The organism is Candidatus Protochlamydia phocaeensis, assembly GCF_001545115.1.
Classification (GTDB): Bacteria; Chlamydiota; Chlamydiia; order Chlamydiales; family Parachlamydiaceae; genus Protochlamydia_A; species Protochlamydia_A phocaeensis.
Window position 1 is genome coordinate 366,301 of sequence record NZ_FCNU01000011.1, and the last position, 23,459, is coordinate 389,759.

General features: G+C 44.2%; 21 protein-coding genes. 10 read left to right on the top strand and 11 right to left on the bottom strand.

Translation table 11 applies throughout. The features are described 5' to 3' along the window. Positions 1-68 precede the first annotated feature (68 nt). Positions 69-554 (top strand): hypothetical protein, encoded by a 486-nt coding sequence (locus BN3769_RS05270; RefSeq protein ID WP_228840624.1) that lies wholly within the window; start codon positions 69-71, stop codon positions 552-554. On the opposite strand, the gene fumC is transcribed toward BN3769_RS05270, so the two are convergent. Together fumC and BN3769_RS14685 are read right to left on the bottom strand one after the other, a co-directional pair. Then, a complete protein-coding gene (gene fumC / locus BN3769_RS05275) occupies positions 551-1,942 on the bottom strand; it encodes a class II fumarate hydratase (protein ID WP_068468294.1) in 1,392 nt (463 codons plus the stop codon). The genes BN3769_RS05270 and fumC overlap by 4 nt on opposite strands. A 16-nt stretch (positions 1,943-1,958) precedes the next feature. Continuing rightward, positions 1,959-2,117 carry a hypothetical protein gene (locus tag BN3769_RS14685; RefSeq protein ID WP_154017824.1) on the bottom strand — a complete coding sequence of 53 codons (159 nt, stop codon included), beginning with the start codon at positions 2,115-2,117 and terminating at the stop codon, positions 1,959-1,961. Positions 2,118-2,267: 150 nt separating this feature from the next. Between BN3769_RS14685 and BN3769_RS05280 the strand changes: the two genes are divergently transcribed. Both BN3769_RS05280 and BN3769_RS05285 read left to right on the top strand, forming a co-directional pair. Continuing rightward, complete coding sequence (locus tag BN3769_RS05280) at positions 2,268-4,040, top strand: leucine-rich repeat domain-containing protein (RefSeq protein WP_068468296.1); 1,773 nt, start codon at positions 2,268-2,270, stop codon at positions 4,038-4,040. Positions 4,041-4,300: 260 nt separating this feature from the next. Then, entirely contained in the window at positions 4,301-5,683 is a 1,383-nt protein-coding gene (locus tag BN3769_RS05285) for a leucine-rich repeat domain-containing protein (RefSeq protein WP_068468298.1), read from the top strand. 110 nt (positions 5,684-5,793) lie between these two features. Here BN3769_RS05285 and BN3769_RS05290 read toward each other — a convergent pair whose 3' ends face one another. From BN3769_RS05290 to BN3769_RS05320, 7 genes are all read right to left on the bottom strand, one after another. After that, positions 5,794-6,216, bottom strand: coding sequence for an ATP synthase subunit C (locus tag BN3769_RS05290; protein WP_068468301.1), 423 nt, complete (start codon positions 6,214-6,216; stop codon positions 5,794-5,796). Between the two features lie 19 nt (positions 6,217-6,235). Next, on the bottom strand, positions 6,236-8,152 hold the full coding sequence (locus tag BN3769_RS05295; protein ID WP_068468303.1) for a V-type ATP synthase subunit I: 1,917 nt from the start codon (positions 8,150-8,152) through the stop codon (positions 6,236-6,238). Further along, on the bottom strand, positions 8,145-8,795 hold the full coding sequence (locus tag BN3769_RS05300; RefSeq protein ID WP_068468305.1) for a V-type ATP synthase subunit D: 651 nt from the start codon (positions 8,793-8,795) through the stop codon (positions 8,145-8,147). Before BN3769_RS05300 ends, BN3769_RS05295 begins: the two co-directional genes overlap by 8 nt. Before the next feature lie 210 nt (positions 8,796-9,005). Beyond that, the gene (locus BN3769_RS05305) at positions 9,006-10,319 is read right to left on the bottom strand and encodes a V-type ATP synthase subunit B (protein WP_068468307.1); all 1,314 of its coding nucleotides are present in this window, start codon (positions 10,317-10,319) and stop codon (positions 9,006-9,008) included. A gap of 18 nt (positions 10,320-10,337) precedes the next feature. Then, on the bottom strand, positions 10,338-12,119 hold the full coding sequence (locus tag BN3769_RS05310) for a V-type ATP synthase subunit A (RefSeq protein ID WP_068468374.1): 1,782 nt from the start codon (positions 12,117-12,119) through the stop codon (positions 10,338-10,340). 13 nt (positions 12,120-12,132) lie between these two features. Beyond that, a complete protein-coding gene (locus tag BN3769_RS05315; RefSeq protein WP_068468309.1) occupies positions 12,133-12,912 on the bottom strand; it encodes a DUF2764 family protein in 780 nt (259 codons plus the stop codon). Between the two features lie 8 nt (positions 12,913-12,920). Further along, positions 12,921-13,547, bottom strand: coding sequence for a V-type ATP synthase subunit E (locus BN3769_RS05320; protein ID WP_068468312.1), 627 nt, complete (start codon positions 13,545-13,547; stop codon positions 12,921-12,923). Positions 13,548-14,036: 489 nt separating this feature from the next. On the opposite strand from BN3769_RS05320, the gene BN3769_RS14910 reads away from it, so the two are divergent. The 5 genes from BN3769_RS14910 (at position 14,037) to BN3769_RS05345 (ending at position 16,994) form a co-directional block, all read left to right on the top strand. Then, entirely contained in the window at positions 14,037-14,870 is an 834-nt protein-coding gene (locus BN3769_RS14910; protein ID WP_068468313.1) for a hypothetical protein, read from the top strand. A gap of 311 nt (positions 14,871-15,181) precedes the next feature. Further along, a complete protein-coding gene (locus BN3769_RS05330; protein ID WP_068468376.1) occupies positions 15,182-15,469 on the top strand; it encodes a hypothetical protein in 288 nt (95 codons plus the stop codon). A 2-nt stretch (positions 15,470-15,471) separates the two neighbouring features. Further along, entirely contained in the window at positions 15,472-16,017 is a 546-nt protein-coding gene (locus BN3769_RS05335) for a hypothetical protein (RefSeq protein WP_154017825.1), read from the top strand. Between the two features lie 243 nt (positions 16,018-16,260). Further along, on the top strand, positions 16,261-16,584 hold the full coding sequence (locus BN3769_RS05340; protein WP_068468317.1) for a hypothetical protein: 324 nt from the start codon (positions 16,261-16,263) through the stop codon (positions 16,582-16,584). Positions 16,585-16,742: 158 nt separating this feature from the next. Next, on the top strand, positions 16,743-16,994 hold the full coding sequence (locus BN3769_RS05345) for a hypothetical protein (RefSeq protein WP_068468319.1): 252 nt from the start codon (positions 16,743-16,745) through the stop codon (positions 16,992-16,994). Between the two features lie 48 nt (positions 16,995-17,042). On the opposite strand, the gene BN3769_RS05350 is transcribed toward BN3769_RS05345, so the two are convergent. After that, positions 17,043-18,917, bottom strand: a complete 1,875-nt coding sequence (locus BN3769_RS05350) for a low molecular weight phosphatase family protein (RefSeq protein ID WP_068468321.1) — start codon at positions 18,915-18,917, stop codon at positions 17,043-17,045. 409 nt (positions 18,918-19,326) lie between these two features. Then, positions 19,327-21,339: a DUF3857 domain-containing protein gene (locus tag BN3769_RS05355; protein WP_068468322.1), complete on the bottom strand. Its 2,013-nt coding sequence runs from the start codon at positions 21,337-21,339 to the stop codon at positions 19,327-19,329. A gap of 619 nt (positions 21,340-21,958) precedes the next feature. Between BN3769_RS05355 and BN3769_RS05360 the strand changes: the two genes are divergently transcribed. Both BN3769_RS05360 and tal read left to right on the top strand, forming a co-directional pair. Beyond that, positions 21,959-22,348, top strand: a complete 390-nt coding sequence (locus BN3769_RS05360) for a hypothetical protein (protein ID WP_068468324.1) — start codon at positions 21,959-21,961, stop codon at positions 22,346-22,348. Between the two features lie 96 nt (positions 22,349-22,444). Further along, positions 22,445-23,407 (top strand): transaldolase, encoded by a 963-nt coding sequence (tal, locus tag BN3769_RS05365; RefSeq protein WP_068468325.1) that lies wholly within the window; start codon positions 22,445-22,447, stop codon positions 23,405-23,407. The last annotated feature ends 52 nt before the right edge of the window (positions 23,408-23,459 follow it).

The following is a 23,459-nucleotide window of genomic DNA, read 5'->3' on the forward strand; positions in this document are numbered from 1 at the left end:
TAATCATTCCGCATCGCTTCGACCGGCAACGGAGCGGCATAGAATAACTAAAAAGGCTGCTCATTTTCATGCTTAAAAAATTGCTTTCCGCCAAGCTTCGCTTAATGATTTTTCTGGGGCTCTTCCAGCTAGCCTTGAGCAGTTGCGTCTTTCAACGCTTAAGCGTTCAAACGCATTACCTTAGCCATGAAAATTTAGCCAGTTATTATGTTTATACGCCGGATCCTCATCTGGACAATCCGATCATAGGTCAGCGGCTGCTCATCCAATGGTCGCTTCCATCCAGCTATTGTGCCTATGACGACTTGGCCTTGCATCTTAAAGTTCGCTTGCGCAACCATAAAGAAGAAACCATTTCGCTTCCTTTGAAAAGCATGAAAGGGACCTACCTATACTATGTCGTCAACGAGGCTTATTGCGAATCAGGCGGCGTAGCCACTTATAAAATTGATGTGACAGGCGGCGGATGTGTGCTTGAAACATGGAAACATCCTTTGTGGGTAGATTTAATCACGTTCAATATTCCCCAAGAAGAAAAGCCCGCATCCCCTTAAAGACTGGGCCCGATCATCTTTTTGGGATCTACAATTCGATCAAATTCCTCTTCCGTTAAAAAACCAAGCGAGAGGGCCGCTTCTTTTAAAGTCATATTTTCTTGATAGGCTTTTTTCGCTATCTGGCTTGCCCGGTCATAACCGATCGCTTTATTGAGGGCCGTCACAAGCATCAAGGACTGCTTAAGGTGTTCGGCAATGCGGGGCCGATTAGCCTCAATTCCTTCCAAACATTTTTGGGAAAAGTTTAAGGCTGCATCGCTGAGCAAACGAATGGATTGAATTAAATTATAAGCAATCAACGGACGGAAAACATTTAACTCCAGATTTCCTTGCGAGCCTGCAAAAGTAATTGTCGCATCATTTCCCATCACTTGAATGGCTGTCATCATCAACGCTTCAGATTGAGTCGGATTGACCTTGCCCGGCATAATGGAGGATCCCGGCTCATTGGCCGGTAAAATGAGCTCGCCAATTCCACAGCGGGGACCCGAAGCTAGCCACCGGATATCATTGGCTATCTTAAAAAGGGAAACAGCCACACGCTTTAAAGCTCCGCTAGTCTCAACAAGGGCATCATTGCTAGCTAAAGCTTCAAATTTATTAGGCGCAGAAATAAAAGCATAACCCGTTAGATTGCTGACAGCCTCAGCAACGCGCCTGGCATAGTCGGGATGCGTATTGATGCCTGTTCCCACTGCAGTCCCGCCTAAAGCCAATTCCGATAAATGCCCCAAACTATGCTCGATCGCTTGTATGCCATGGTCAATTTGACTGACATAGCCTGAGAACTCTTGCCCTAGAGTAAGCGGCGTAGCATCCATCAAATGCGTGCGCCCGATTTTGATAATATCTTTAAACGCTTGCTCTTTTGAATAAAGCGCATTCCTGAAAACTTTCAGATTGGGCAGAAGCTTTTGGCAAATATCTAAATAAGCCGCAATATGCATGGCAGCGGGAAATACATCATTGGAGGATTGAGACAAGTTCACATCATCATTTGGATGGATGGGATACTTCGAACCTAATTGCCCACCCGCTTTTTCAATCGCCCGATTGCTGATCACCTCGTTGAGATTCATGTTTGTCTGTGTTCCCGATCCTGTTTGCCAAACCGAGAGAGGAAAATGCTCATCCAGCTTGCCTGACAAAATCTCATCGCATACGTCACTGATCAAGCGGTACTTATTCTCAGGCAAAAGCCCCAATTCATGATTGACCTTAGCTGCTGCTTTCTTGATCAGCGCTAAGGCATAAATCACCTCTAAAGGAATTTTCTCCGTTCCGATGGGAAAATTGTAATAAGAACGCATTGTCTGCGCGCCGAAATAGCGATCAACGGGAACAGCCACCTCTCCAAAACTGTCTTTTTCAATGCGATGATTCATTTGCCCCTATTCCCTTTTAATCGATCGAAGAATACTGAAAAAAACGCAACTGGCGAATGTTATGCCAACACAAAGTCAAAAAGCGAATTTTTACATTCACTTCGCTATCGTTCCATGCGGTATAACGCATTAAAATAAATTCTACAAGCCTAAAAGATGGTTCACAGAGGGGCATTCCTCCTTTTAGAACTCGAAAAATTTTCCTCTTTTAAATAATCAACCCCCATTTCTTTTTCAATTAACAAAACTTCAAAAAAAACTATTCTTTAAAAATTAAGGCAAAACAATTAGAATTTCATTAATTGATTTATTAACAAAGATAAATATGATTGTTCAAAGCTTGCAAAATTTGGTTCTTAATTTTTTTTTAGATCCTTTGCCAGAATGGGTGGAAGGGAAGACGGATGCGTTACCATTCGCTCAAAAGCGTTCTATTAATCAAATTATAAACGGGCTCTTTTGCCAAGCAATTATCGATAAAAAGAAAGATTTAAAGTTCTTAACCTATTTCTCTAATAATCATATTTTAAGTATTCTTCCCATTAGGAAGTTATCCAGTAAACTAAATCCCGCCGAAATTGCCAACATCCTTTTAAACGCTTTTCCGCATCTTAAGGCGCTTGATTTTACCCAAACGCCTATTGCAAGCTTTGAAAGAATGGATTTATCGCGTTTAGAAGAATTAGACCTTAAAGAGTGCAGGCATCTTTCCACTCAAGAGATAAGAAGGCTCGGGACGTTATGCCCGCTTCTGCGCAGGCTTAATTTGTCCTCTACAGGCCTGACAAGCTTGAAAGGCTTGGCCCTACCTTCGCTTGAAGAGCTAGACTTAAGGGATTGCGAAGAGCTTCCAGCCGCAGAGTTTCAGAAAATTAATGGGCTTTTCCCCAATCTCAAGAAATTGACTCTTTCTCGCACCCTGATCACAAGCCTGGACGGATTGCAATTGCCCCTGTTAGAGGAATTAAATTTAGCCGACTGCGAGAGATTGAAACCAGACGAATTTCTCAAAATAAAAGACTACTGTCCCCAGCTCAAAGCTCTCAATCTTGCCTATACTCGAGTGGCTAATTTGGATGGTTTGCAGCTCCCTTTTCTGGAAAGATTGAAACTGAACAATTTCCTCTCGCCTGCAGAATTTCTCAAAATCAAAGCGCTTTGCCCACAGCTTAAATGGCTGGATCTTTCCGGTACCAACATCACAAGCTTAGATGGACTGCCTTATTGCCTGGAAACCTTAATTCTTTATGGATGCAAAGATCTTCCGGCTGAAGAATTTTCCAAAATTAAAAATCTTTGCCCACGGCTCCTCTTGCTTAACGCCAGCCAGACGAACATAAATAGCCTTAATGGACTGCAGCTCTTTCATTTAGAAGAATTGTATTTATATCATTGCTTGGAGCTAAAGGAAGAAGAATTTCTCAAAATTAAGACTGTCTGTCCTCAACTTAGGATCCTCGATCTTTCGCGTACGCATATTTCCAGTACAGATGGCCTTTATCTACCTCATCTTAAAAAACTTAATCTTGAGCTATGCCCTTTTCTTCCGGGAGACGCGCTTGTTCACTTGAACAAGCAATGCCCTTTTCTCAAAACGCTTAATCTCAACCATACGAAAATCGTCTATTTGGGTGAAACGGCATGGCTCCATTTAGAGAAATTAACCCTTGACCATTGCCTATTTATTCCAGCAGCAGAATTTCCTAATATGCGCACGCTCTTTCCGGTTCTCAAAAAACTAGGATTGAACCATACAAAAATCTCTTGCTTGGATGGACTGCCTTCTCAACTGGAGAATTTAAATCTCTCTTTAAACTACCACCTGTCCGCCGAAGAATTCAGTAAAATCGGAACGAATTGCCCTTTCCTCAAGATACTTGATCTTTCACGCACTATGATTAAGAATTTAAAAGACTTGCCTTTGCCATCGCTAGAAGAATTGTATTTGCAAGGAAGCTGTGGCCTTGTAGCAGAAGAATTCCAGCTAGGCAGGCTTTTTCCCAAACTTAAAAAGCTGTCTCTTTCCTGTATGGTCCATGCAAAAATTCAAGAAGCAGGCTTAAAACTGCCCGCCCTTGAGAGTTTGACCATCTTTTAATTAGTCTTAAATTCTTGGCTATTTTGTACTCCTGCAGAATTGCAGGAAATGATTCATTTAACTATATTTCAGCCAATTCTTATTCCACCAAGGAAAGGTACTAACCAAAGATAATTAACTTATTGAATCATTCGCTTTCTCGAAAAAATCGTTAATGCTTTGGCACCTTTTCTATTCTATGCTCGCTCCGAACTGTTTCTGTTATCGCTTATTTGCCAACATCTTTTAATTTGTTATCAACCCTTAAAAAAGAATAATTCATGCTTTCTTTACAAAAATTTTCTGCTATTGCTTTCGTCAATTCATTACCAATAAACATGACAGATACTGTAAAGCAATCATTAGAATTAATTGAATCCTATCCTCTTAGCTCATTAGCAAATAGTTTGATTTGTCAAACTATTCTCGAACAAAATAAAGACCCCCGCTTATTGCGGCCGTTTACCGATAATATTGTTAGCCATATTCCTCCTATCAGATCTCTAACTAAGCCGTCCTTAAACGATAAGAAAATAACAAAAATTATCTTAAAAGTTTTCCCTTGCCTTAAGGAGCTTGATCTATCCTTAACCAATCTGACTAGCCTAAAGAAACTCCCTGTATCGGAGATAGAAGAATTAAAACTGAATGGATGCACTCAGTTATGTCCCGAGGAATTTCTTAAAATTAAACAGCTTTTTCCCTCTCTTCGAAGGCTTAGTCTTAAAAATACCGCCATTAATTGCCTAGAAGGATTAGATCTGCCTCTTCTCGAAGAATTAAATTTGGATGGATGTGCCCATCTTCCGGCAAAAGAATTTACCAAAATAGCCCTTCAATTTCCAAAACTGCGAAAACTTAGCCTTGAGTGTACGGCGATTGCCAGCTTAGAAGGATTAAAGCTGCCCCTGCTTGAAGACTTAAATGTATCGAATTGCAAAAGTCTGCCTCCCAAGTGCTTCTTCCTCCTTCAAGAGACATGCCCCACCCTCAAAAAACTGAATCTTAGTGCCACTTTAATTGGCAGCTTGCAAGGCCTGCAATTGCCTTTATTAGAGGACTTAAATTTAGCCGACTGCCCCTTTCTTATCCATTCTTACACTCCCATTAACTGCCCCCGATTGAAAAAGCTTAACCTTTCTCGTAGCACGTCTCTTACAGGCTTAGAGGGTTTCGATTGTTTACAATTGGAAGAACTTAACCTATCCGGATGCTGGAAACTCTCCCCTCGCGCCTTTCTGCACATTCAAAATAATTATCCCAATCTGCTCTTCCTTAACCTTGAATTTACGTGTATTCTGAGTCTGGAGGGATTGCATCTATCTAAACTGCAGGCATTGATTCTTGACAACTGTTCGCTCCCTCAAGAGGAATTCCTTAAAATTAAAGAGCTGTTTCCCCAACTTAAAGAGCTCGATTTAAGCTATACCCCCTTAGTAAGTGTAGAAGGATTGGCTCTCCCTCATTTAGAAGCCTTGAGCCTTTGCGGATGTCAATTCCTTCCTCAGGAGGAAATCTTTAAGCTCTCATATAAATGCCCGAATCTTAGATGGCTCAATCTTCAGGATACTAATATTGAAGCGCTGACAGATCTGCATTTGCCTCTACTCGAAGTGTTAGTTATTAAGGAGTGGGATTATAGGAGTAACTTTACAAGGACGTGAACACAAAGAGTGCATTGAAAGCAAAAAACCGGCGTTCCGGCCAGCAAAGGAAAAGCCCAACAATCAAATGGGACTGTTGGGCCGTTCAAACCATTCTTTCTCGCTTGCCTTTACATGATCAACAGAGCAAAGACGAAGGCAAACAAAGCGAAAGATTCAATAATACCGATTGCGGCAAAGCATTTACCGTAAACAGAAGGCTGTTTCATAGACGCTTGAATACCCGTCGCGCACACTTTTCCTTGGTAAATAGAGGAAAATACAAATGCCAAACCGGAGAATGTTCCGATGGCAATGGAAGAAACGGGAGAGAGCGTTCCGGCTTGAATGGCCTTGCTCATCTGCAGCATCAACAAGAATCCATAAATCACTTGGGAAGAAGGAGCGGCAGCCATACCAATGAACTTACCGTGGCCTTCCTCTGTTCGACTCATGGCAGCATGAGACGCAGCACCTGCAATCCAACAGCCAACGCAACATCCCATGCAACTTAAGCCCAGCGCAATGGCAGGACCTACCATATTGAAATCCATAGTTTTTCTCCTGATTGATTTATTCCTTTTTTAATAATTTAAGCGGTTGGAATTGCTTGCCTCCCCCCTCAAACGAGTAGTGATACCACTCCAAGAAGTTAAGACGCAAACCGTGAATAATGCCACTCATTGTTCCCAGAACGATATTAACCATATGGGATACCACTATCAGCAGAACAGCGAAAATGAGAGGCAGACCGCTTGCAATTTCGTTAATTGTTGAACCAACGATGGCCCCTGCCAGTCCCAAAGCATATAGACGCAGATAAGACAGCGTATCGGCAAATACCTGGATCAGCGTCATGATTTCAAAAATCCCCTTCCACTTATGAATGAAAATGGAAGCGAGCCAAGCAAAGCCGATCCCGCCCATCATCAACTGAAAACCGACCTTCCCTCCCTTTTCCAAGTCAATGCCTCCTACCGTATTGAGGAAACTTGGCGTATGCAGATAGGAAGGAAAATACAGATACGCTCCGACTAGAAAAATGGCCCAACCTATATTGGGAGGATTCCGTCTGGCATAGCGCAACAGCGACAAGATTAAGTGCACGACGCCTATAAAAAGGGCTAGCTCGAACATAATATTGTCGGTAATCTTGTTAAGCACGATATGCCCTTTTTGGGGATCGGACGACGGAACAAACGAAACGAATTCATGGCGGTCCGTTACATGGGACAGCGTTGGATACTTCTCGATCCATTCCTGATACGCAGCATCGCGGTGCACAATGTGGTATTCGACCTTCTTTTCCGCAAGCCATTGAACGAGCGACAATTTGCGAAGCGGATTATTAATGTCGATTGACATCCCGAAGAAAGAGGTCATCAGCGTTCCCCAGACCACGCACCCCACACACAAAACCGTGAAAAGGTTCAAGGCCCGCTTGCCCGCCCCTTTCAAATTGGGAAATTTATAGCGCAGGAATAAGGCCAAAGCCAAATAGACCAACCCATAGCCCGCATCGGCAATGATAAAGGCAAAGAACAAAGTAAAGCACCACAACACCCACTTAGAAGGATCTTTGTCCGTTGCCGAAGGCGTGTCATAAATATGAACCAGATCTTCCCCTAGACGCCCCAACCCCTCGTTTTCCAAATAAGTCGGCACGACATCGGTCGGCTCAATGGCAATTTCTTCCGCATAGACATTCAAGCGGCTAACAAGCGTCTCAACTTGATCTTCCTTGTTGATAGGCACCCATCCTTCGACAGCAAAGAGCATTCCGCCCATCGCTTCTTGCACATAGGTTTGGGCATTATAAAGATGGTATTCGTTCAATTTGTCCACAAGAGCGCGGTGAAGAAATTCATTGTATTTCGCATAGCCTTTCAAGCGATGCTCCACCTCGTGAAGTTCGTCCTGCGATTGGGCCATGCGCGCCCTCAATTCCGCCAGCGAATGATCGATTTTCATTTCGATCATCCTGTCATACACGACAGAACGAGGATTGATGGCAACGTAGTAGTCTAAGTTGTGCTCGGAAGCAATATAGATCAGCTCTTCCGGGAGCGGCTCTTCGTCGAACAAACTGGGCCTGCCGACAAAAAACTGGACCTTGCGCTTGCCCTCTTTTTCAATATAGGCGATATCTTCCAAGGAAAAATTTCCAAAGACGCTAATACGCGCAATTTCTAAAGACAAGACGCGTAGCTCCTCTTCAAGGCGCTCTTTTTTTCCTTGCAAATCCAGAATGTCTTTGACAATTTGATCGCTGTCTAGATGGGTAAAGTTTTCCTCTTGTTCCACCGGAGGCAGCCCGCGCAGGATTTTAATGGCAGCCCCAACGCGCTGGACATCTTCGGGGATCTCTTTATGCGAGCGGGACAAGGGATCAATAAAGTGGATGATTCCCATGGACTGGGCTTTCTTAAAAAAATAGTCCTTATCGTCCTGGGATCCGATAAACAAAAACTTCTTTACATCTTCACGCATACTCCCTCTCCTCTCCAGGCTGATTCCTGCTCTCGGCGGCTTCTTTATTCGCTTCAATCTTTGCCTTGGCGACTTTGGCACGCGAAACCGCTGCTAATTGCTGATCGCCCAAAAACACCTTGATCGTACGGATATTTTCGATGGCACGAGGAATGAGAATTTTCTCAAACAAATTGACCCGGATCGACACTTCGCGCAACTCCTTCTCAAGCGCGCTCTTCTGCTCCTGAGTAATTTTGACATGTTCGCGCAGCTCGGCCAATGCCCGCAAGCCTAAAATAGCGGCATCGACCCAAGGCGCAGTTTCAAATAGGCTATAGGTAAATTCTTCGAATTCGATGCCTTCGAAATAAGGCACTTCAACGCCGGCAATGTTCTCATAGCGCTTACCCACATGCTTGATTCTCACAGCCTGCAAGGGATCGATCGTCGTCTTCGTTGCCAGCAGGCCGCTGAATTCATCGACTTGGCGGCGTTTTTCCGCTAATATTTGCTCCAAGCGATGAATTTCCTGGCGTGTCTCCTGCACCTCTGCCTGCAGCATGGCTTTCTTTAGCTGCAACGTTGGCAGATACTTCTCCAGCTGCGCCAGGCGCGTCTGTTGATTGCGCAATTCATTCTTTGTTAACTTCACATCAGCCACAGATGACTCCTCAACCCATAAATAATCTTAAGAAGCAATCGAAAAACCACTCACGATAGTTTTTCGATCCTTAACTCCCTGAAATAGCGACTACTAGATCTCTTGTATAACTGGCAGCCTCTCAGATTCGAGTTTTTTCCAATTGAGAAAATAATTCCGCATATGAGGCGTTACCAGTTATGCAAGAGATCTACTAAAAAGCTGCACCGACTAGGCCGTCTGAGCAGCTTGAGGCCAATACTTGGATACAATAGATTGCTTAATGCCCACTTCATTTGGCTGGAAGCATTCGGCAAGCGTCTCCCATCCCAAATTCAAGGCTTCCTCTAAAGTATAGTTAACCTCTAGATTCATCATTCTTTCTTCAAATAAATGGGAATAGGTCAGCAGCTTTTCATCCCAACGCGAAAGCTTGAAACCCATCGCCTGCCTTTCACGCGCCTTCTTAGATTCGGCATACAAGCGGATCATGGCGTTGGCCAGATCACCGTGGTCTTCGCGCGTGACTTTCCCGATGACGAGCTGTTTCAAGCGGGAGAGCGATCCAAAAGGATCAATCCTGCCATGGTGGAGATAAAACTGCCCTTCGGTAATATAGCCAGTATTATCAGGAACAGGATGCGTCACATCGTCGCCCGGCATCGTGGTGACGCCGATAATGGTAATCGATCCGCTCCCCTCAATGGAAACAGCTTTCTCATAGCGCGATGCCAAATCGGAATAGAGCGAGCCGGGATAGCCGCGGTTGGACGGCACTTGGTCCATCGTAATGGCAATTTCCTTAATCGAATCGGCAAAGGCGGTCATATCCGTCAGAAGCACGAGCACGCTTTTCCCATCTGTCGCAAAGCGTTCGGCACAAGCCAGCGCCATGTCGGGAACAAGCAAGCATTCGACGGCAGGGTCTGTCGCGCGATGGATGAACATCACGGTCTTATTCATCGTTCCGGCCGCTTCTGCATTGTCAATAAAAGCCTGGTACTCTTTAAAAGTCAGTCCCATGCCCCCAATGATAACCACATCGGCGTCCGTCTGGTTGGCAATACGCATCAATAAAGCGTTATAAGGCTCTCCAGGAATCGAAAAGATGGGAATCTTTTGGGATTTAACCAGACAGTTGAACACGTCGATCATGGGAATATTGGTTCTCACCATTTCACGAGGCACAATACGCTTGACCGGATTGAAAGATGTCGAGCCGATCTCGATAGACTCCCCGATCACGTTGGGACCGCCGTCAACAGGCACCCCTGCCCCGCTCAAACGGCGCCCTAAAAGGGCATCTCCATAAACCGCTTGCATCTGCCGGTTTAAGAAAGTGACGCGGTCCCCAGTAGAAATTCCGCGCGTACTTTGAAAGACTTGTAAGGTGACCTGGTCGCCTTCAATGCGCAAAACAGAAGCATAGATGCTGCGGCCATCCTTTAAATCGACGCGCGCCAACTCTCCCAATCCCACTCCCGTCGCTGTAACAGTAATGAGATTTCCGCGCATGCTGTTGATTCTATCATAAACGATCTTCATGTCTGATATCCTACTCTGCTAGCGTTCTGTTTTTTGGGACTTTTGAATAATGTGCTCAATGTCAGCAAAGCTGCGGCGGTACATCTCCGATTCAAAAGCCATGCTATTCATGTTCTTGAGCCGGTTCTGCAGATCCAAGAAGAACTGCCGAGCCTCGTCATGCGTATGGAATTTAAAGTCCGCTTCAAAAATTTTATTGATCAATTGAAACAGCGGAATTTGACGCTTAAGCGGGCAATAGGCATCCTCTTTGTCAAAGGCATTCTGCTGAAGATAACTGAAATCATACAGTTCGGCCTTCAGATAGGTCAGCATATCTTCCATCGCAATGCCTTCCTCGCCTACGACTTCCATACGCTTTCCAATATCATTCCCTTCAAATAAGATCTTGCTTGCGCGCTTGACCATCCGATCCCAGTCTTCTACTTGATGATCCAGCTCTTTCCCTACCGCTTCCACATATTTGGACCAAGACATCAGTGGATCGATGGCCGGATAACGGCGGGAATCTGAACGGGCACGGGACAGGCCTAAGAAGGCTCCGACAACCGACAAAGTCGCTTGCGTCACAGGCTCTTCAAAGTTACCGCCGGCAGGCGAAACAGCCCCTCCAATTGTAATTGAGCCCGGCTTGCCATGTCTCAAATTGACGACGCCGGAACGCTCATAAAACTCAGCTATGCGTGAAGCGAGATAGGCAGGGAAAGCCTCTTCGCCCGGAATCTCTTCCAAGCGGCCGGACATTTCGCGCAACGCCTGCGCCCAGCGGGACGTTGAATCGGCCAAGACCAAGACATCCAACCCCATCTGCCGATAATACTCGGCAATGGTAATTCCCATGTAAATAGAGGATTCACGCGCCGCAACAGGCATGGATGAAGTGTTGCAAATAATTACCGTCCGCTTCATCAAAGGCTCGCCCGTGTGCGGATCGATCAAGTGAGGGAACTCTCTTAACACTTCCACAACTTCACCGGCACGCTCTCCGCAAGCCACGAATACGACGATATCAACCGAGGCATATTTGGATAAATGGTGCTGCAACACGGTCTTGCCTGCGCCAAACGGACCAGGCGTACAGAAAGATCCCCCTTTCATCAAAGGGAATTGCGTGTCGATAATGCGCTCGCCTGTGTCCATCATTTTGGTTGGCTTAATCTTCTCGCCTTGGATAAGGGCATTCTTCACCGGCCACTTTTGAACCATTGTAAATTGATGCTCTTGTCCATTTTCATCCACTGCCTTGGCAACGACTGTGTCGACTGTATAAGAACCTGCCGAAATGACCCATGTCAGCGTGTATTTGCCAAAATGCGTAAAAGGAATCATGATGCGGTGCTGGAAACGCCCTTCGCGCGTCGATCCAATGCTGTCTCCTCGCACTAAAACATCTCCCGCCCGGGCCAGGGGTTCAAAGTCCCAATGCCGTTTGCGGTCAATAGCCGATAAGTACACACCTCTTGGCAAAAAGAATCCCGATACATCCGCGACCTTGACCAAAGGATTCTGCAATCCATCAAAAATAGACGTCAATAGGCCCGGCCCCAGCTCCGCCTCTAACAAATCGCCAGTAAAGCTGACAGCACAGTCTAATTTCACACCACGCGTATCTTCAAATACCTGGATTTTTGCTTCATTGCCGGCAATTTCAATGACTTCCGCTTTAAGTTGCGCACTTTCCGTGTGAACCATTGCCACTTCGCCCTGGCGGATATTGCCATCAAATTCCACTTGCAGCAAATTACCGAAGGCTTTGATGACTTTGCCTCGCGCATGCTTTCTTTCTTGGGATTCTACCATTTGTTCCATGTTGTTACTTTTCCTTCACAATGGTGTCGACGATTTCTTTACCTTTATTTTTATCTAACTCAAACCATTTTTCGATAATAATCAGCTGCGCCATGTAGGCCAGAATGCGCTCAATCGAAAACGCGTCCGCCATATCCACCATTCCTTCAATATAGGCGACGCGATACTGGTCCAATGCCTGCTGCAAAGCCAGGGGATCATCCCCGTACTTTTCAAACATGACTTTGAGTTCTTGGTATTTCTCTGGAGGTTCAAAGACTTTTGCATCTTTTTGAGCGAGCAATTGGGCAATCAAGTCCTCTTCGGGATCCTCGTATTGTAATTCTACGCTAAGGTCCCTTCCAAGTTTCTTGGCCCTGTACCCCGTCCAAACAAGGCGGAGCTCCCGCTCAAAATTTAAATACTCCCTCAGAAAAGGGTCTGTTTCCTCTGCAGCGCTTTGAAAAAACTTAGCTAAAAGAAAAGGGAAATGACGCACGCGCTCTTCCGCTTTTTCATGCGCGGCAATAAAGTCATAAACATAATCGGGGAGCCCCACATGATTGACCAACGCCTCTTCCAACTCCAGCCTGTCCAATTCTCCTCTTGGATCCAGCTCCTCTCTTAACCACAGCGAACGGAGATTCAAAATATCATAATAAGCGCGGATAACCTTGGTCTTCTCATAATCGCGCTTAGTTAAATTATCTCGTATCAAAGTATCAAATTCAGCGAATGTGATATCCGGAGGGCTATCAAAAGAAAGAGGCGGAAGATAAGTGCCTACATAGTAATACTTTGCCATCCTGTTCCTTAATGACTGAAGATCATTTGACGAAAATCTTTGCGTACATAGCTAGCCAGAAGCTCTTTAACGGCTTGATCGCTTAAATCGATTGTCATCCGCTTGCCATGCAGCTTCACTTGAGCGCCTCCGGCAAATTGTCCAATTTCCAAAGGCTTTGCCATCAAACGCTTGCGTATATTTTCAAGCAGCAAGGCATTGATATCGTCAACGGAAACCGTACGAGGAATGACAGCGCTCAAATCGGTATTCAACCCTTCCTTTTCAATCGCCTTGACAATTCCGGTAATGATGTCTGCGATGAGCTTAGGATCGGACATCTGCTTCTCCAATAAGGACTGCAGCTCTTCATTAAATAATCTTTGCTCGATCTCCTGACGGAGAGCTTCGACTGTCTGTTTAGACGCTTGCTGTAAAGAGGAATGAAAGACATTCCGCTCTTGCTCAATTTGTCCCCTGGCTTGCTTGATTAACTGCTCAGCATGCCTTTCAGCCTCGGCGGTAATTTCATCAGCCTTTTTTCTTGCAGCGACAAGAATCTCTTCCGCTTCTTGTTTTGCAGGTTCAATTGTTTCATGGCGGATTTTGTCGCAAATTTTTTGAATTTTGTCTTGACCTTTTTCCAATGATTTCATCTTATATAACTCAAGAAAAGGGTTTATAAAGGTTCTCAATAGCTCTATTCCAGATACTATAGTCTGAAATTCGGTAATTTTCAAGCCTTTAATTAGTCCCTGTCTTCTCTTTTCTAACTCTTTTATAAACACCGCATTAGAAAATAAATAAAGAAGAATTAAAAGAAGCGGCGAAGACGGTTAACTGGCTTCTTTATAGAAAAAGATCGCCAAAAAAATCCTGCCCATGTTAAGCACTTGTCCTTGAACTTATTTCAAAAGAGCGCCTTTGAATAGATAAGCGTCTGTTTTTAATTTAAAATCAACTTTAGATCAAAGACTTAGGAATCCGAACTGCTATTATAGCGCCTTTACACTATTATAATCGCCTATGTTTTGGGATTCTAGGGCCAATCCGCTGGATGATTCATTATAAATGCGCTATTACACTTTATTTTAATGGGATCAGTTCTTATATTCTTTGGCATTCTCATCAAGCGAGGTCGAACCATGAAAAATCTTTTTTTTTCCTGTTTATTTAGCGGACTAATTCTTTCTATCGCCCCCTCAGCCTTTGCGGCGCCTTCTTCCACCCCCTCCACTGTCCAATCAGAAGACACACTGAACAGCGGAATTGTTTTGTTTACGCCCCCAAACGGGTGGCATTTTGCCGATCCCAGCGTGCTTCCTGCCCGCGTAAAAGTCATGGTAGTAGGAAAAGGCCCTTCCGCCTTCCCCCCTTCCATGAATCTGAGCATGGAACCCTATAAGGGCACGCTTAAGCAGTACCTAAAAATCATTAAGAGCATGAATGACGCTCAAGGATATGAATGGAAGGATCTGGGAACGATCAGAACGGAAGCCGGCAATGCAAGCCTGTCTCAAGTAGACACAAAGAGTGAATGGGGAACCGTCCGTCTAATGCATGCGGTTTTGCTAAAAAATGGGAACATTTACATTTTGACAGCCTCGGCATTGAAGGACGAATTTTCTCGATTTTATAAAGATTTCTTCGCCGCTATGCGTTCGCTTAGAGTGGTCAAAAATGCCTTTGAAATGGTCGTCAATCCCCAACAACGCAACCAATTAAAAAGCGCTGCCCAAAAAGTCCAAGACCAATGGCAAATGACGCTTGCGCAAAAACAGAAAGAAAATCCGGATGTCGATCTAGATCGGTTGAAAGAGCAAGTTTTTAATAGCGAAGCCTTCCAAAAAAACACCTGGGAGCCTTTTAAAGAAATGTTAAACCAAAAGTTTGTAGATATGGGTCCAGAATGGCAATCCGTTCTGCTACAAAATTTGGAAAATGATTTATTTGGATTCCACATATCCAGCTCGCGTTAAATAGCTCAAGATTGGCCGGTAAAGCCATGCACCAAGCTCGTGCGGCTGGCTTGGCCGCTTTCCGTTTTATTTAACGCATGCGGAATAAACTTAAGAGAGAGGGCCTGTAAACCCTCTTTCAAGCCTTTTCCTAGGGGCAAAGAACTCGAATCTAGGTTATGGTGGGTTTAAGCACATTCTCAAAACCATGGCGAGTTTTAATACACCCTCTGAAGGCTTTATATCATTTGCTTGTATATATGCGGGTCGCTACTATTACATTCAAATGAGAAAGAATTTATCAAATGATTATGCACCAAGGAGAACGTTATATGAATAGCTTTAGAAAAATAGTAGCTTTGGCTCTTGCCATAGCAATGACAGGCCTGTCTACCCAGCAAGCAGAAGCCGTTACCTATGTGACAGACACAGGAGGATTTGCTTATGATGAATCACGCGCCGCAACCAATTTAGCCCCTGCCATTGCCCTAGGAACAGTTGCGATTGTAGCCATCATTGCCATTGCCGTCCAAAACTCCCATGAGAGCTCCTCTTCTTCCCATAGCCATAGCATTTATACATACTCCTCTTCTTATCACGCCTCCTCTTATTCGCACTAGAAATGAGTATAGCTATATCGTCTCTTCAAAGGGCGCTCTCCGCCCTTTGCCTTTCTCTTAGTTTGTTTGCCTGCTCTACCCCCTGCCGTCAATGGGAAATGCAAGAGGCCCTTTCAAGCTGTCTCTGTTTTAACTCGGGCAGGCTCTTTTTATCTCCCGAAACGGACTATTCGCACATCGAGCTGGAGATCGTTCGCACGTCTTCCGGCATCCGCATGTATCTTAATGTCCTTTTTCTACAGGCTTATCCCTACCCGGAAAATCCGCAATTCACCAAAGTCGATATTCAATGGGAAGATGACGAGCAGCCGAGAACTGTTTATGCCTATCTCTTGCAAGGCAATCAGCGCCTGCTCTTTCCCGGCGATGTGGCGGACATTCTCATTCAATCTCTTTTGGACAATCGCCCGTTCACCATTATTCTTGGACGAAATAGAAGCACCATCATTCCGGACCAATTTGAAGAGCTCTACTCTAAGCTGCTAGCCATTCCACTAGAAGAAGAGCCTCCTAAAGGGTGCCCTCAATTAGACGATGACTCAAATTAAAAATTATTTCCCCTAACTAAAAAAATAAATATATTGCGCAAATTTATTTTTTAAGTCATAACTAACGCTCAAGCCTTCTTGAAGCGATTTTAGAGTTTTGAAAGCGCTTATTCATTTAATGATGGGCCTGCCTGCCATTAGATCAGCTAAGCAGCACGGCTTTACTATCATCACGGGAACAAGCTTGGCTCATGCAATATAAAAGACACGCATTCAAAGTAATAGATATGAAAAGGATTGATTATGCAAATACTTCGAAAATATGTAATGGTGGCATTGTTTTTTGCCCTTGCGACTCATTCAGTCTATGGACAACCTGCTTATAATCAAGAATATGATTACTCAGACTCGGCTTATACGCAAGGAAGCCGCGCTGCCCATTGGTCAGTTTATGTGCCCATTGCCTTATTTGTTGCAGCAGGCATTCTCTTCGGAATCGCGGATAAAGATCATAAAGGCTCGCATAGCCATTCAGGTTATGACAGTTATGATGGACTTGGCCGTTTAGAAAGCTATGGATCTAGCAGTCACTCCGGAGGATATTCAAGGTCGGGATATAGTCACTAATTAAAATTTAAACCATCGGTAAAAAATTTATTGCGATAATTTTAATTTTCCGCCATAAGAGAATTGTAAAGCTTTAGAGGCCCTTCTCTTATACGATGCCGTGGAATAGTATTTAAGCGATCCGGCCTCAACGTGACACGTATCAAAAGGATTAAACTATGAAAAAAATGAATAAGATATTTGCTCTTGCAACCTTGATGGCTATGCTCGCTGGTCAAGTGCAAGGCCAAGAATATGAAAGTGATGCATACTATGACAGCGGAAGAGCCTCTTCTATGTCCGCTTGGATTCCTATCGGTGCCTTGGTCGTTGCCGGCGTATTGATTGCCACAACTGATCGCCACCACCACCACCACCATGGAAGCGGAAGCGGAAGCAGCAGCCACTCTCATTACCACGCTCACTACTAATAGCTTGGGTAAGAGGGCTTCACGTGAGCCCTTTTACCTTCCAGACTCCTATCGCTTTCCTTCCCAACTTGATTTGAGATCTTGAAGTAAATTCTCCACCGTTTCAAAATACTGATCGACAAATAAAAACTGGCTGCGCAGCTGTTGTCCATCTTTTGCTAGAATAAGGCGGAAGAACTGTCCAAACAAATAGCGGTATTCCAAGAGTTGCTGCCTGAATCGATGGATAGACTCATCGAGGAAAGGATCGCTGGATCTTTCCTTTGCAGCACGCTGAACAGTCGCCAGGAAATCCTGCAAATAGGTTTTCATGTCATTGATATCCAATTCAATCTCATGAACATGGGCATAGACATCGCCTCTGCGGACCCAATCTTCAATTTGATCGAATAACAAGCGGAAGCGCTCCAGCCTAAAAGCGTGCGCCGGATCTTCAAAGTATTCAGACAAGCCTTGATGCGTGCGATAAATTTCATGGAAAGCCGGAAACTCATGCAAAACATGGTACTTCCAATCTTCTCTCATAGCCTTGGCTAGGACATTTTCTACATATTGAATGGTTTCCATTTTAGGGCTGCCAACTTCATCGCATTCTTTAATTAAGGTCAGCAAACGCTCTGCCCGGCTGCGCATCATGGCACGTGAAATCAAAGGCTGCCCCATTTCATGCAGCAATCTTTCTAATTCATGATGGGCAGCATTTTCACGGCGCTGCTGCTCGTCAAGTCCGCGATTGAGGGAATCTAAAAAGCCTCCATAGCCTAAATTAAGCTCTTCTGCCGAATAAATTAAATTCAGCAACCGTTTGGCTTTTGCAGGCTCAGGCCCAACAATCCATTCGGTAAATCCCCAGCGCGAACGGATATAGGGATTAGCATCTGTTTTTAACATAAACGACCGATAATGCCCCATTGTCTTAATCAGCTGCTGCAATTCATGCTGATATTCGACCACTTTCCCTTTTAGCTTCTGAACCCCGCCCTCTCTGAGTTCACTGTCCGAATCTAATGATTTCAGCTCTAAACTACTGTTAAAGAAGGCGTCTTTCAATTCTCGATAATAAATGCGGAAAATCTTAATGGCATTATCAACGCTCGCCAATTGTTTCAAAGAACGAATCGTCTCTTGGGCTAGCTGACCTTTCGGCTGGCGATTGAGCTCCAGCATTTTTAAGAGACGGAAAATATCCACATATAAATTTTGCTCGGGAATATCCAGCAAAGCAAAGACGGGAAAATTCTTCATTTTTTGAAGATAATCCTCCACCTTGACGCTTAAATGCATATATTGGCTGTAAATCTGGTTGAAGATCGCATATTGCCGTTTTAAAAATTTCTCGCTTTGCTCTAAATTTCTAAGCAGGCCCGGATCCAAAAACCTCCTCCAGATAGACATCCAGCGCTTCCATAAGCCCGCTTTCTTCTGGCATTTTTGACAATAATCCTTTAAGGGTTTCTCTAAACGGCGAATCGCCCAAATCAAATCTTCAATGCGATGAATGAGCATGTCCTTGACGGCATGAACCACATTGGAAATGGAAAGATGCCATTTATCAACGCTGACTAGCCTGACTTGCTGGAACAGTTCAACAGCGCAGCTCTCCAAGACCTCCGTAAATTCCCATAAGGCCGCATTCATCTCTTGAACAATCCGTTGGCCGCCATCATTCGGCATCTGATTGATGCCGCCCTTAATAAATTGACGCACCTGTTTGCTAAATCCTTCGACAGCCTCTGACAACTTCAATTGGCCGCCCGCAAAGGGTAAAAGCGGGGCAAAAGATTCCGACGGCAAAGGCTGAATCATATTAAGAATTTGATGAGCCAGACGCGTTTCTTTTTGCTGCAAATATTGCTCGAGCTGATCGATAATCTTGCGGTCCAAATCGATCAGGCTTTGAAAATCAATAGGACGCCAACTCATAATTTCTCCTCTAACTCAATCTCTAAAACTTCATTCCTTTCTAATAATATTTTAACACATTAGCTTTTTATAAAAAATTAATTGAAAAAAAATCACCTTTTTAAACACAAACTTTTTATTATAAATATTTTACAATGCAATTTCCTTCTTTAACAAAGTATTTTTCAAATAATTACCCTATTATTTTCTCTCTTATTTTTAATTTATTAAGAATTTTTCAATTTTTTCTTGCCTATAAAATAAAGAAAAGAAGGGAAAGAAGCGATTTTACCAAGCTCTCTTGAAGCTCTATTAAAATCGCCAATGAACTGAAAAAGTAAAGCAAAGAGGGCTATTTTGCTTATCAACCTGAGAAGATCTAACGCAGAGAAGGATGATCCTGCGGCTTATTAAAAGAGAAGACGAATGCCTACTTTTTATAGCCCCATCGCATGAAAAAGGCTATTCCAATTAAAAAAACCCAGATAAGCGGTAAAAAGGACGAAGACCAGTCCCACTCTTCGGACAAGGGATCAGCCGGAAGAGTGACTGTATAGCTATTCTCCTGGGCTTGCTGCATTAATTCCCGGTGTTTAGCCAAGTTCTCGGGTTTGACATGGTCATCATAGCTGTGATAGGCAAAGTCAAAAGTTAACACGTCGCGAACGGCATGGGCCAATACCTGGAAACTGAACGCTTCATCAGAGAGTGTGTCGTGAAGTTCCTGAAGGCTCCAATCGCCCCCATTGATTTTAACAAAATGATAAGAATCGCTGATATCCAGAGGAAAAAGATGACTTAGGGGCGTTTGACGAGTGGGATCAATCGTTTGATTTAAATAGGTGCTTAAATTCAAAGGAAAGAGGGAAAATTTTAGCTGCTGGTTTTCATCTTCTTCTAAAAAGGCATCCACATAGTAAGATTCTTTCGTAACAAATTGATTAGTCTCGCGGTCGTCTTTCACCTCCAGAGGGTGCGTTTGCTTTAATTTTCCCAACAACGATGAATAAAATTTCTCATAGTCTTGAGCAATTTTTTGCTCTCCCCTTTTTTTAAAACGCCTTCTCACGTAATCCGCTTCATGGCCGGTATAAGTCGACACCACTTCTACAGCCGCTCCCTTTTCAGGAACAAGAAGAAAAAAGGTGGCCTCATGCTTGATTTGGCCCATTGTCGGAGGTGGAATAGACGCAAGCGCATCCGAATCTGGCTTTAAAACCAATCCATAATGCAGAGAAGGATAATAGTTAGCCTCTAGGCTTCCTCCTTGGAAATTAAGCGTCGGATCAATCCAGTACACGCGGTCATTGATGACTGCCTGCACAATGGCATGATTGAAGGCATTATAGGTTGGGTGATAGTCGTTTAAAAATTTTGTCCATCGCGTGTTAACCAACACCGGATAAGAGTCGATATCCAATAAGCGGAAAAAGGTCCTGAGCAACTGCGTTTTATCTTTGCAGTCTCCGAACCGGTTCTCGAATACCCTAACAGGATCATGGGGCTTAAAAGAGCTGATCCCATTCTCCATCCCCAAATAGCGGATTTTATCCTGCACAAACCGGACGGCCTTCAACGCTTGCCCTTCCTTGGTGGGACACGCGTCTTTCCACTCTGCAACCAACTCTAACATGTCTGCTGAGCAATGGGAGGTTAGATCGTCCGGCAGAGCAAAAAGGGACTCCCCCCATTTTACAACAGCTTGCCAGTTAGGGAAGCTGCTGATTTGCACAAAAGGAAAATCATCAAACCACTCGGGTTGGGCAGATTCCGAATCTTTGCGAGGAAGATGGGACAATTCCCAGCAATAGACGCACTGATCGGGATGGGAATCGTCAATGACAGGCTCGACAGCGGTAAAATGGTTTTTGATAAATAACTGATGGTGTTTGGGAGCAAAAAGACGAAGAATGTACTTGTCCAGCGGCTCTGAAAATTGCAAATAAGTGGAGTAACCAAAATCCGGCTTTAAGACAGGATTGAATCCTTGAAGCGAATACGCATATTCGACAATATCGCCTTCTCGGATATCATCCAACAAGAAAAGGGCGGTTAAACAGCCATCATACAGATGGGCATCGCTATTTTCTTCTCTTTGAATGACCTTGGCCTTTACCTTGTTCAATTTATTGATCACTTTATCCTCGCGATAAACGCGAAGCGTATGCAAGGTTAGCGTTTCATAGGACGGATCGAAAGAAATTGTCAGAGTCGACCGTTGCTGAACATCTTCATCATTTAAAAGCTTATAGGCAAAGCGGTCAAAGATCTGCTCTTTCTCCAAATGGACTTGCCGCTCTACCAATAAATATTGATTATCGGATTCCAGCTCTTGCCGCTCTAACTGTCCACTCGAAACAATCCAATCTGGCAGGGAGGCAATTAAAATTTGATCGACTGAAACGGCATCAAGCGGTTTTACCGAAAAAGAGGCGTTGATCATGAAAGCTCCTAAGGCTAAAAAATGTCAGCCTAGACTTTGAGTGTTGGGAATGAATAAAGTTTTGCCATTCATGCGGTGAAGCAAATGACTCAAGAGAATAGACGAAAATTGCTAAAGCCTAGATTCGAGTTCTTTTTCTCTAAAAGCCAACTATTCTAACAAAATGGACTAATTTTCAAAAATTTAAATCATTTCGGGATTCGCAAGAGAGGAGATCTAAGAGAACGATTGAAAGCAGTTGCTCAACCGCTTAAAACCTGTTAAGATAGAAGTAGATATTCTACCGACGTGAATTCAAAATTGATTTTGGACAACCGCGCATGCCGGCAATCCGAAAATGCATGTTTGAATGCCGCAGCGGTATAATCTGCGTTTTGTTTTTTTCCCATTCTTTGGACTGCCGTAACCGTTCGTGGATAAAAATTTCCTCGCCAGGCTCTTATGTCCTTACGATTAGCCTCAGAATTGGCCTATTTATCGTTGCAACCTGACGCAGCCGACAGGGGGAAAAAGATAAAACTCAGGTTATACCGAAGGAAAATATTAAATCGGCATGGGACGATGCCCCTTTAATTTTTTCCTTCGGTATTATTAACACATTCAATTCTTTAAAGGTTTTATGCAAAAAGGTCACCTTCTGCAGTTTAGCTGCCAATGTTGCCAATATCCCATTCATTTTTCCGTCTTTGATTTAGAAAACAGTGAAGGAGGAGTGAGCTGTCCCGAGTGCGGTTTAATTTATGACTTTAATGACGAGGCGCTTAGACGCCAACTGCGTAAATTTGAAAATCTGTGCCGCCAAATTCAGTTGTCCGAAGAAATTTTATCGAATACGTCTGTTGGCATCCATCTAGGTGACCGGGAGATCAAGATCCCCTATAAAATTCTTCTTACCCGCTTGAATTCCACTCTAGATTTAATGGTGGGAGACCGCCCTTTAACCATCACATTCCGTATTGAGCCGGCAACCGATACACCGCCTCTAGAAAATTATTCCAAAAAGCTATAGAAAATGCACGTATCAATAAATGGTTTAATTAAAAAAAATCACAAACTCCCGTTTTAGGCATTTTTCGAATGTTTAAAGCGAGTCAAAGGAGCTGCTATGAATAAACTGGACCAATTAAAAAAAATGACGACAGTTGTCATCGATACAGGCGATATTGATGCCATCAAGCACTATTCTCCGACCGATGCGACAACCAATCCCTCCCTGATCTTTTCCGCTATCCAAAAACCCGCCTACAAGCCCCTCATGGAAGAAGCGTTCCGCTATAGCCAAAAGGCTAAGAATGCGGATGAGCAAATGACATTATTGATGGACAAGCTATTCGTCAATGTCGGTTGCGAAATCCTCAAGTTAGTCCCCGGCCGCGTATCGACAGAGGTCGATGCCCGTCTGTCCTTCGATGTAGAAGGAAGCATCCAAAAAGCGCAATCGCTGATTGCCCTCTATGAGGAAATGGGTGTTAGCCGCGACAGAATCCTCATCAAGCTTGCCTCAACATGGGAAGGCGGATTGGCGGCCCGCGAGCTGGAGAAAATGGGCATCCACTGCAATATGACTCTTCTTTTCAGCCTAGCACAGGCCATTCACAGCGCAGAAGCCCAAGCGACGCTGATCTCTCCTTTTGTTGGACGCATTTTAGATTGGTACAAAAAGAGCGAAGGCGTGGAAGGCTATCCGCCGGCAGAAGATCCCGGTGTGAAATCGGTGACGAAAATTTACCATTATTTTAAGAAATTCAATTACAAAACGCAAATCATGGGAGCCAGCTTCCGCAACAAGGAAGAAATCCTTGAGCTGGCCGGATGTGACCTCTTGACCATTTCACCTCAGTTTTTGGAAGAACTCCACAAAGCGGAAGGAGAGGTTCCCCGCCGCCTGGATCCTACTAAGGCAAAAGAGATGGACATTCCTCGCATTCCCTTAGATGAGAAGACGTTCCGCTGGATGGTCAATGACGAAGCCATGGCATGCGAAAAGCTGGCCGAAGGCATCCGCAATTTCGCCAAAGACGCCGCCAAATTAGAAAATACCCTGCGCGTCACATTCAAAATCGGCTAAAAAAAGAAACGCTAGCTTAGTTCTATAGACTAAGCTAGCGTTTAAACATCCA

Coding starts and splice junctions, on each gene's coding strand:
- BN3769_RS05270 (WP_228840624.1), top strand. CDS start 69: ATGCTTAAAAAATTGCTTTCCGCCAAGCTTCGCTTAATGATTTTTCTG.
- fumC (WP_068468294.1), bottom strand. CDS start 1,942: ATGAATCATCGCATTGAAAAAGACAGTTTTGGAGAGGTGGCTGTTCCC.
- BN3769_RS14685 (WP_154017824.1), bottom strand. CDS start 2,117: ATGCCCCTCTGTGAACCATCTTTTAGGCTTGTAGAATTTATTTTAATG.
- BN3769_RS05280 (WP_068468296.1), top strand. CDS start 2,268: ATGATTGTTCAAAGCTTGCAAAATTTGGTTCTTAATTTTTTTTTAGAT.
- BN3769_RS05285 (WP_068468298.1), top strand. CDS start 4,301: ATGCTTTCTTTACAAAAATTTTCTGCTATTGCTTTCGTCAATTCATTA.
- BN3769_RS05290 (WP_068468301.1), bottom strand. CDS start 6,216: ATGGATTTCAATATGGTAGGTCCTGCCATTGCGCTGGGCTTAAGTTGC.
- BN3769_RS05295 (WP_068468303.1), bottom strand. CDS start 8,152: ATGCGTGAAGATGTAAAGAAGTTTTTGTTTATCGGATCCCAGGACGAT.
- BN3769_RS05305 (WP_068468307.1), bottom strand. CDS start 10,319: ATGAAGATCGTTTATGATAGAATCAACAGCATGCGCGGAAATCTCATT.
- BN3769_RS05310 (WP_068468374.1), bottom strand. CDS start 12,119: ATGGTAGAATCCCAAGAAAGAAAGCATGCGCGAGGCAAAGTCATCAAA.
- BN3769_RS05315 (WP_068468309.1), bottom strand. CDS start 12,912: ATGGCAAAGTATTACTATGTAGGCACTTATCTTCCGCCTCTTTCTTTT.
- BN3769_RS05320 (WP_068468312.1), bottom strand. CDS start 13,547: ATGAAATCATTGGAAAAAGGTCAAGACAAAATTCAAAAAATTTGCGAC.
- BN3769_RS14910 (WP_068468313.1), top strand. CDS start 14,037: ATGAAAAATCTTTTTTTTTCCTGTTTATTTAGCGGACTAATTCTTTCT.
- BN3769_RS05330 (WP_068468376.1), top strand. CDS start 15,182: ATGAATAGCTTTAGAAAAATAGTAGCTTTGGCTCTTGCCATAGCAATG.
- BN3769_RS05335 (WP_154017825.1), top strand. CDS start 15,472: ATGAGTATAGCTATATCGTCTCTTCAAAGGGCGCTCTCCGCCCTTTGC.
- BN3769_RS05340 (WP_068468317.1), top strand. CDS start 16,261: ATGCAAATACTTCGAAAATATGTAATGGTGGCATTGTTTTTTGCCCTT.
- BN3769_RS05345 (WP_068468319.1), top strand. CDS start 16,743: ATGAAAAAAATGAATAAGATATTTGCTCTTGCAACCTTGATGGCTATG.
- BN3769_RS05350 (WP_068468321.1), bottom strand. CDS start 18,917: ATGAGTTGGCGTCCTATTGATTTTCAAAGCCTGATCGATTTGGACCGC.
- BN3769_RS05355 (WP_068468322.1), bottom strand. CDS start 21,339: ATGATCAACGCCTCTTTTTCGGTAAAACCGCTTGATGCCGTTTCAGTC.
- BN3769_RS05360 (WP_068468324.1), top strand. CDS start 21,959: ATGCAAAAAGGTCACCTTCTGCAGTTTAGCTGCCAATGTTGCCAATAT.
- tal (WP_068468325.1), top strand. CDS start 22,445: ATGAATAAACTGGACCAATTAAAAAAAATGACGACAGTTGTCATCGAT.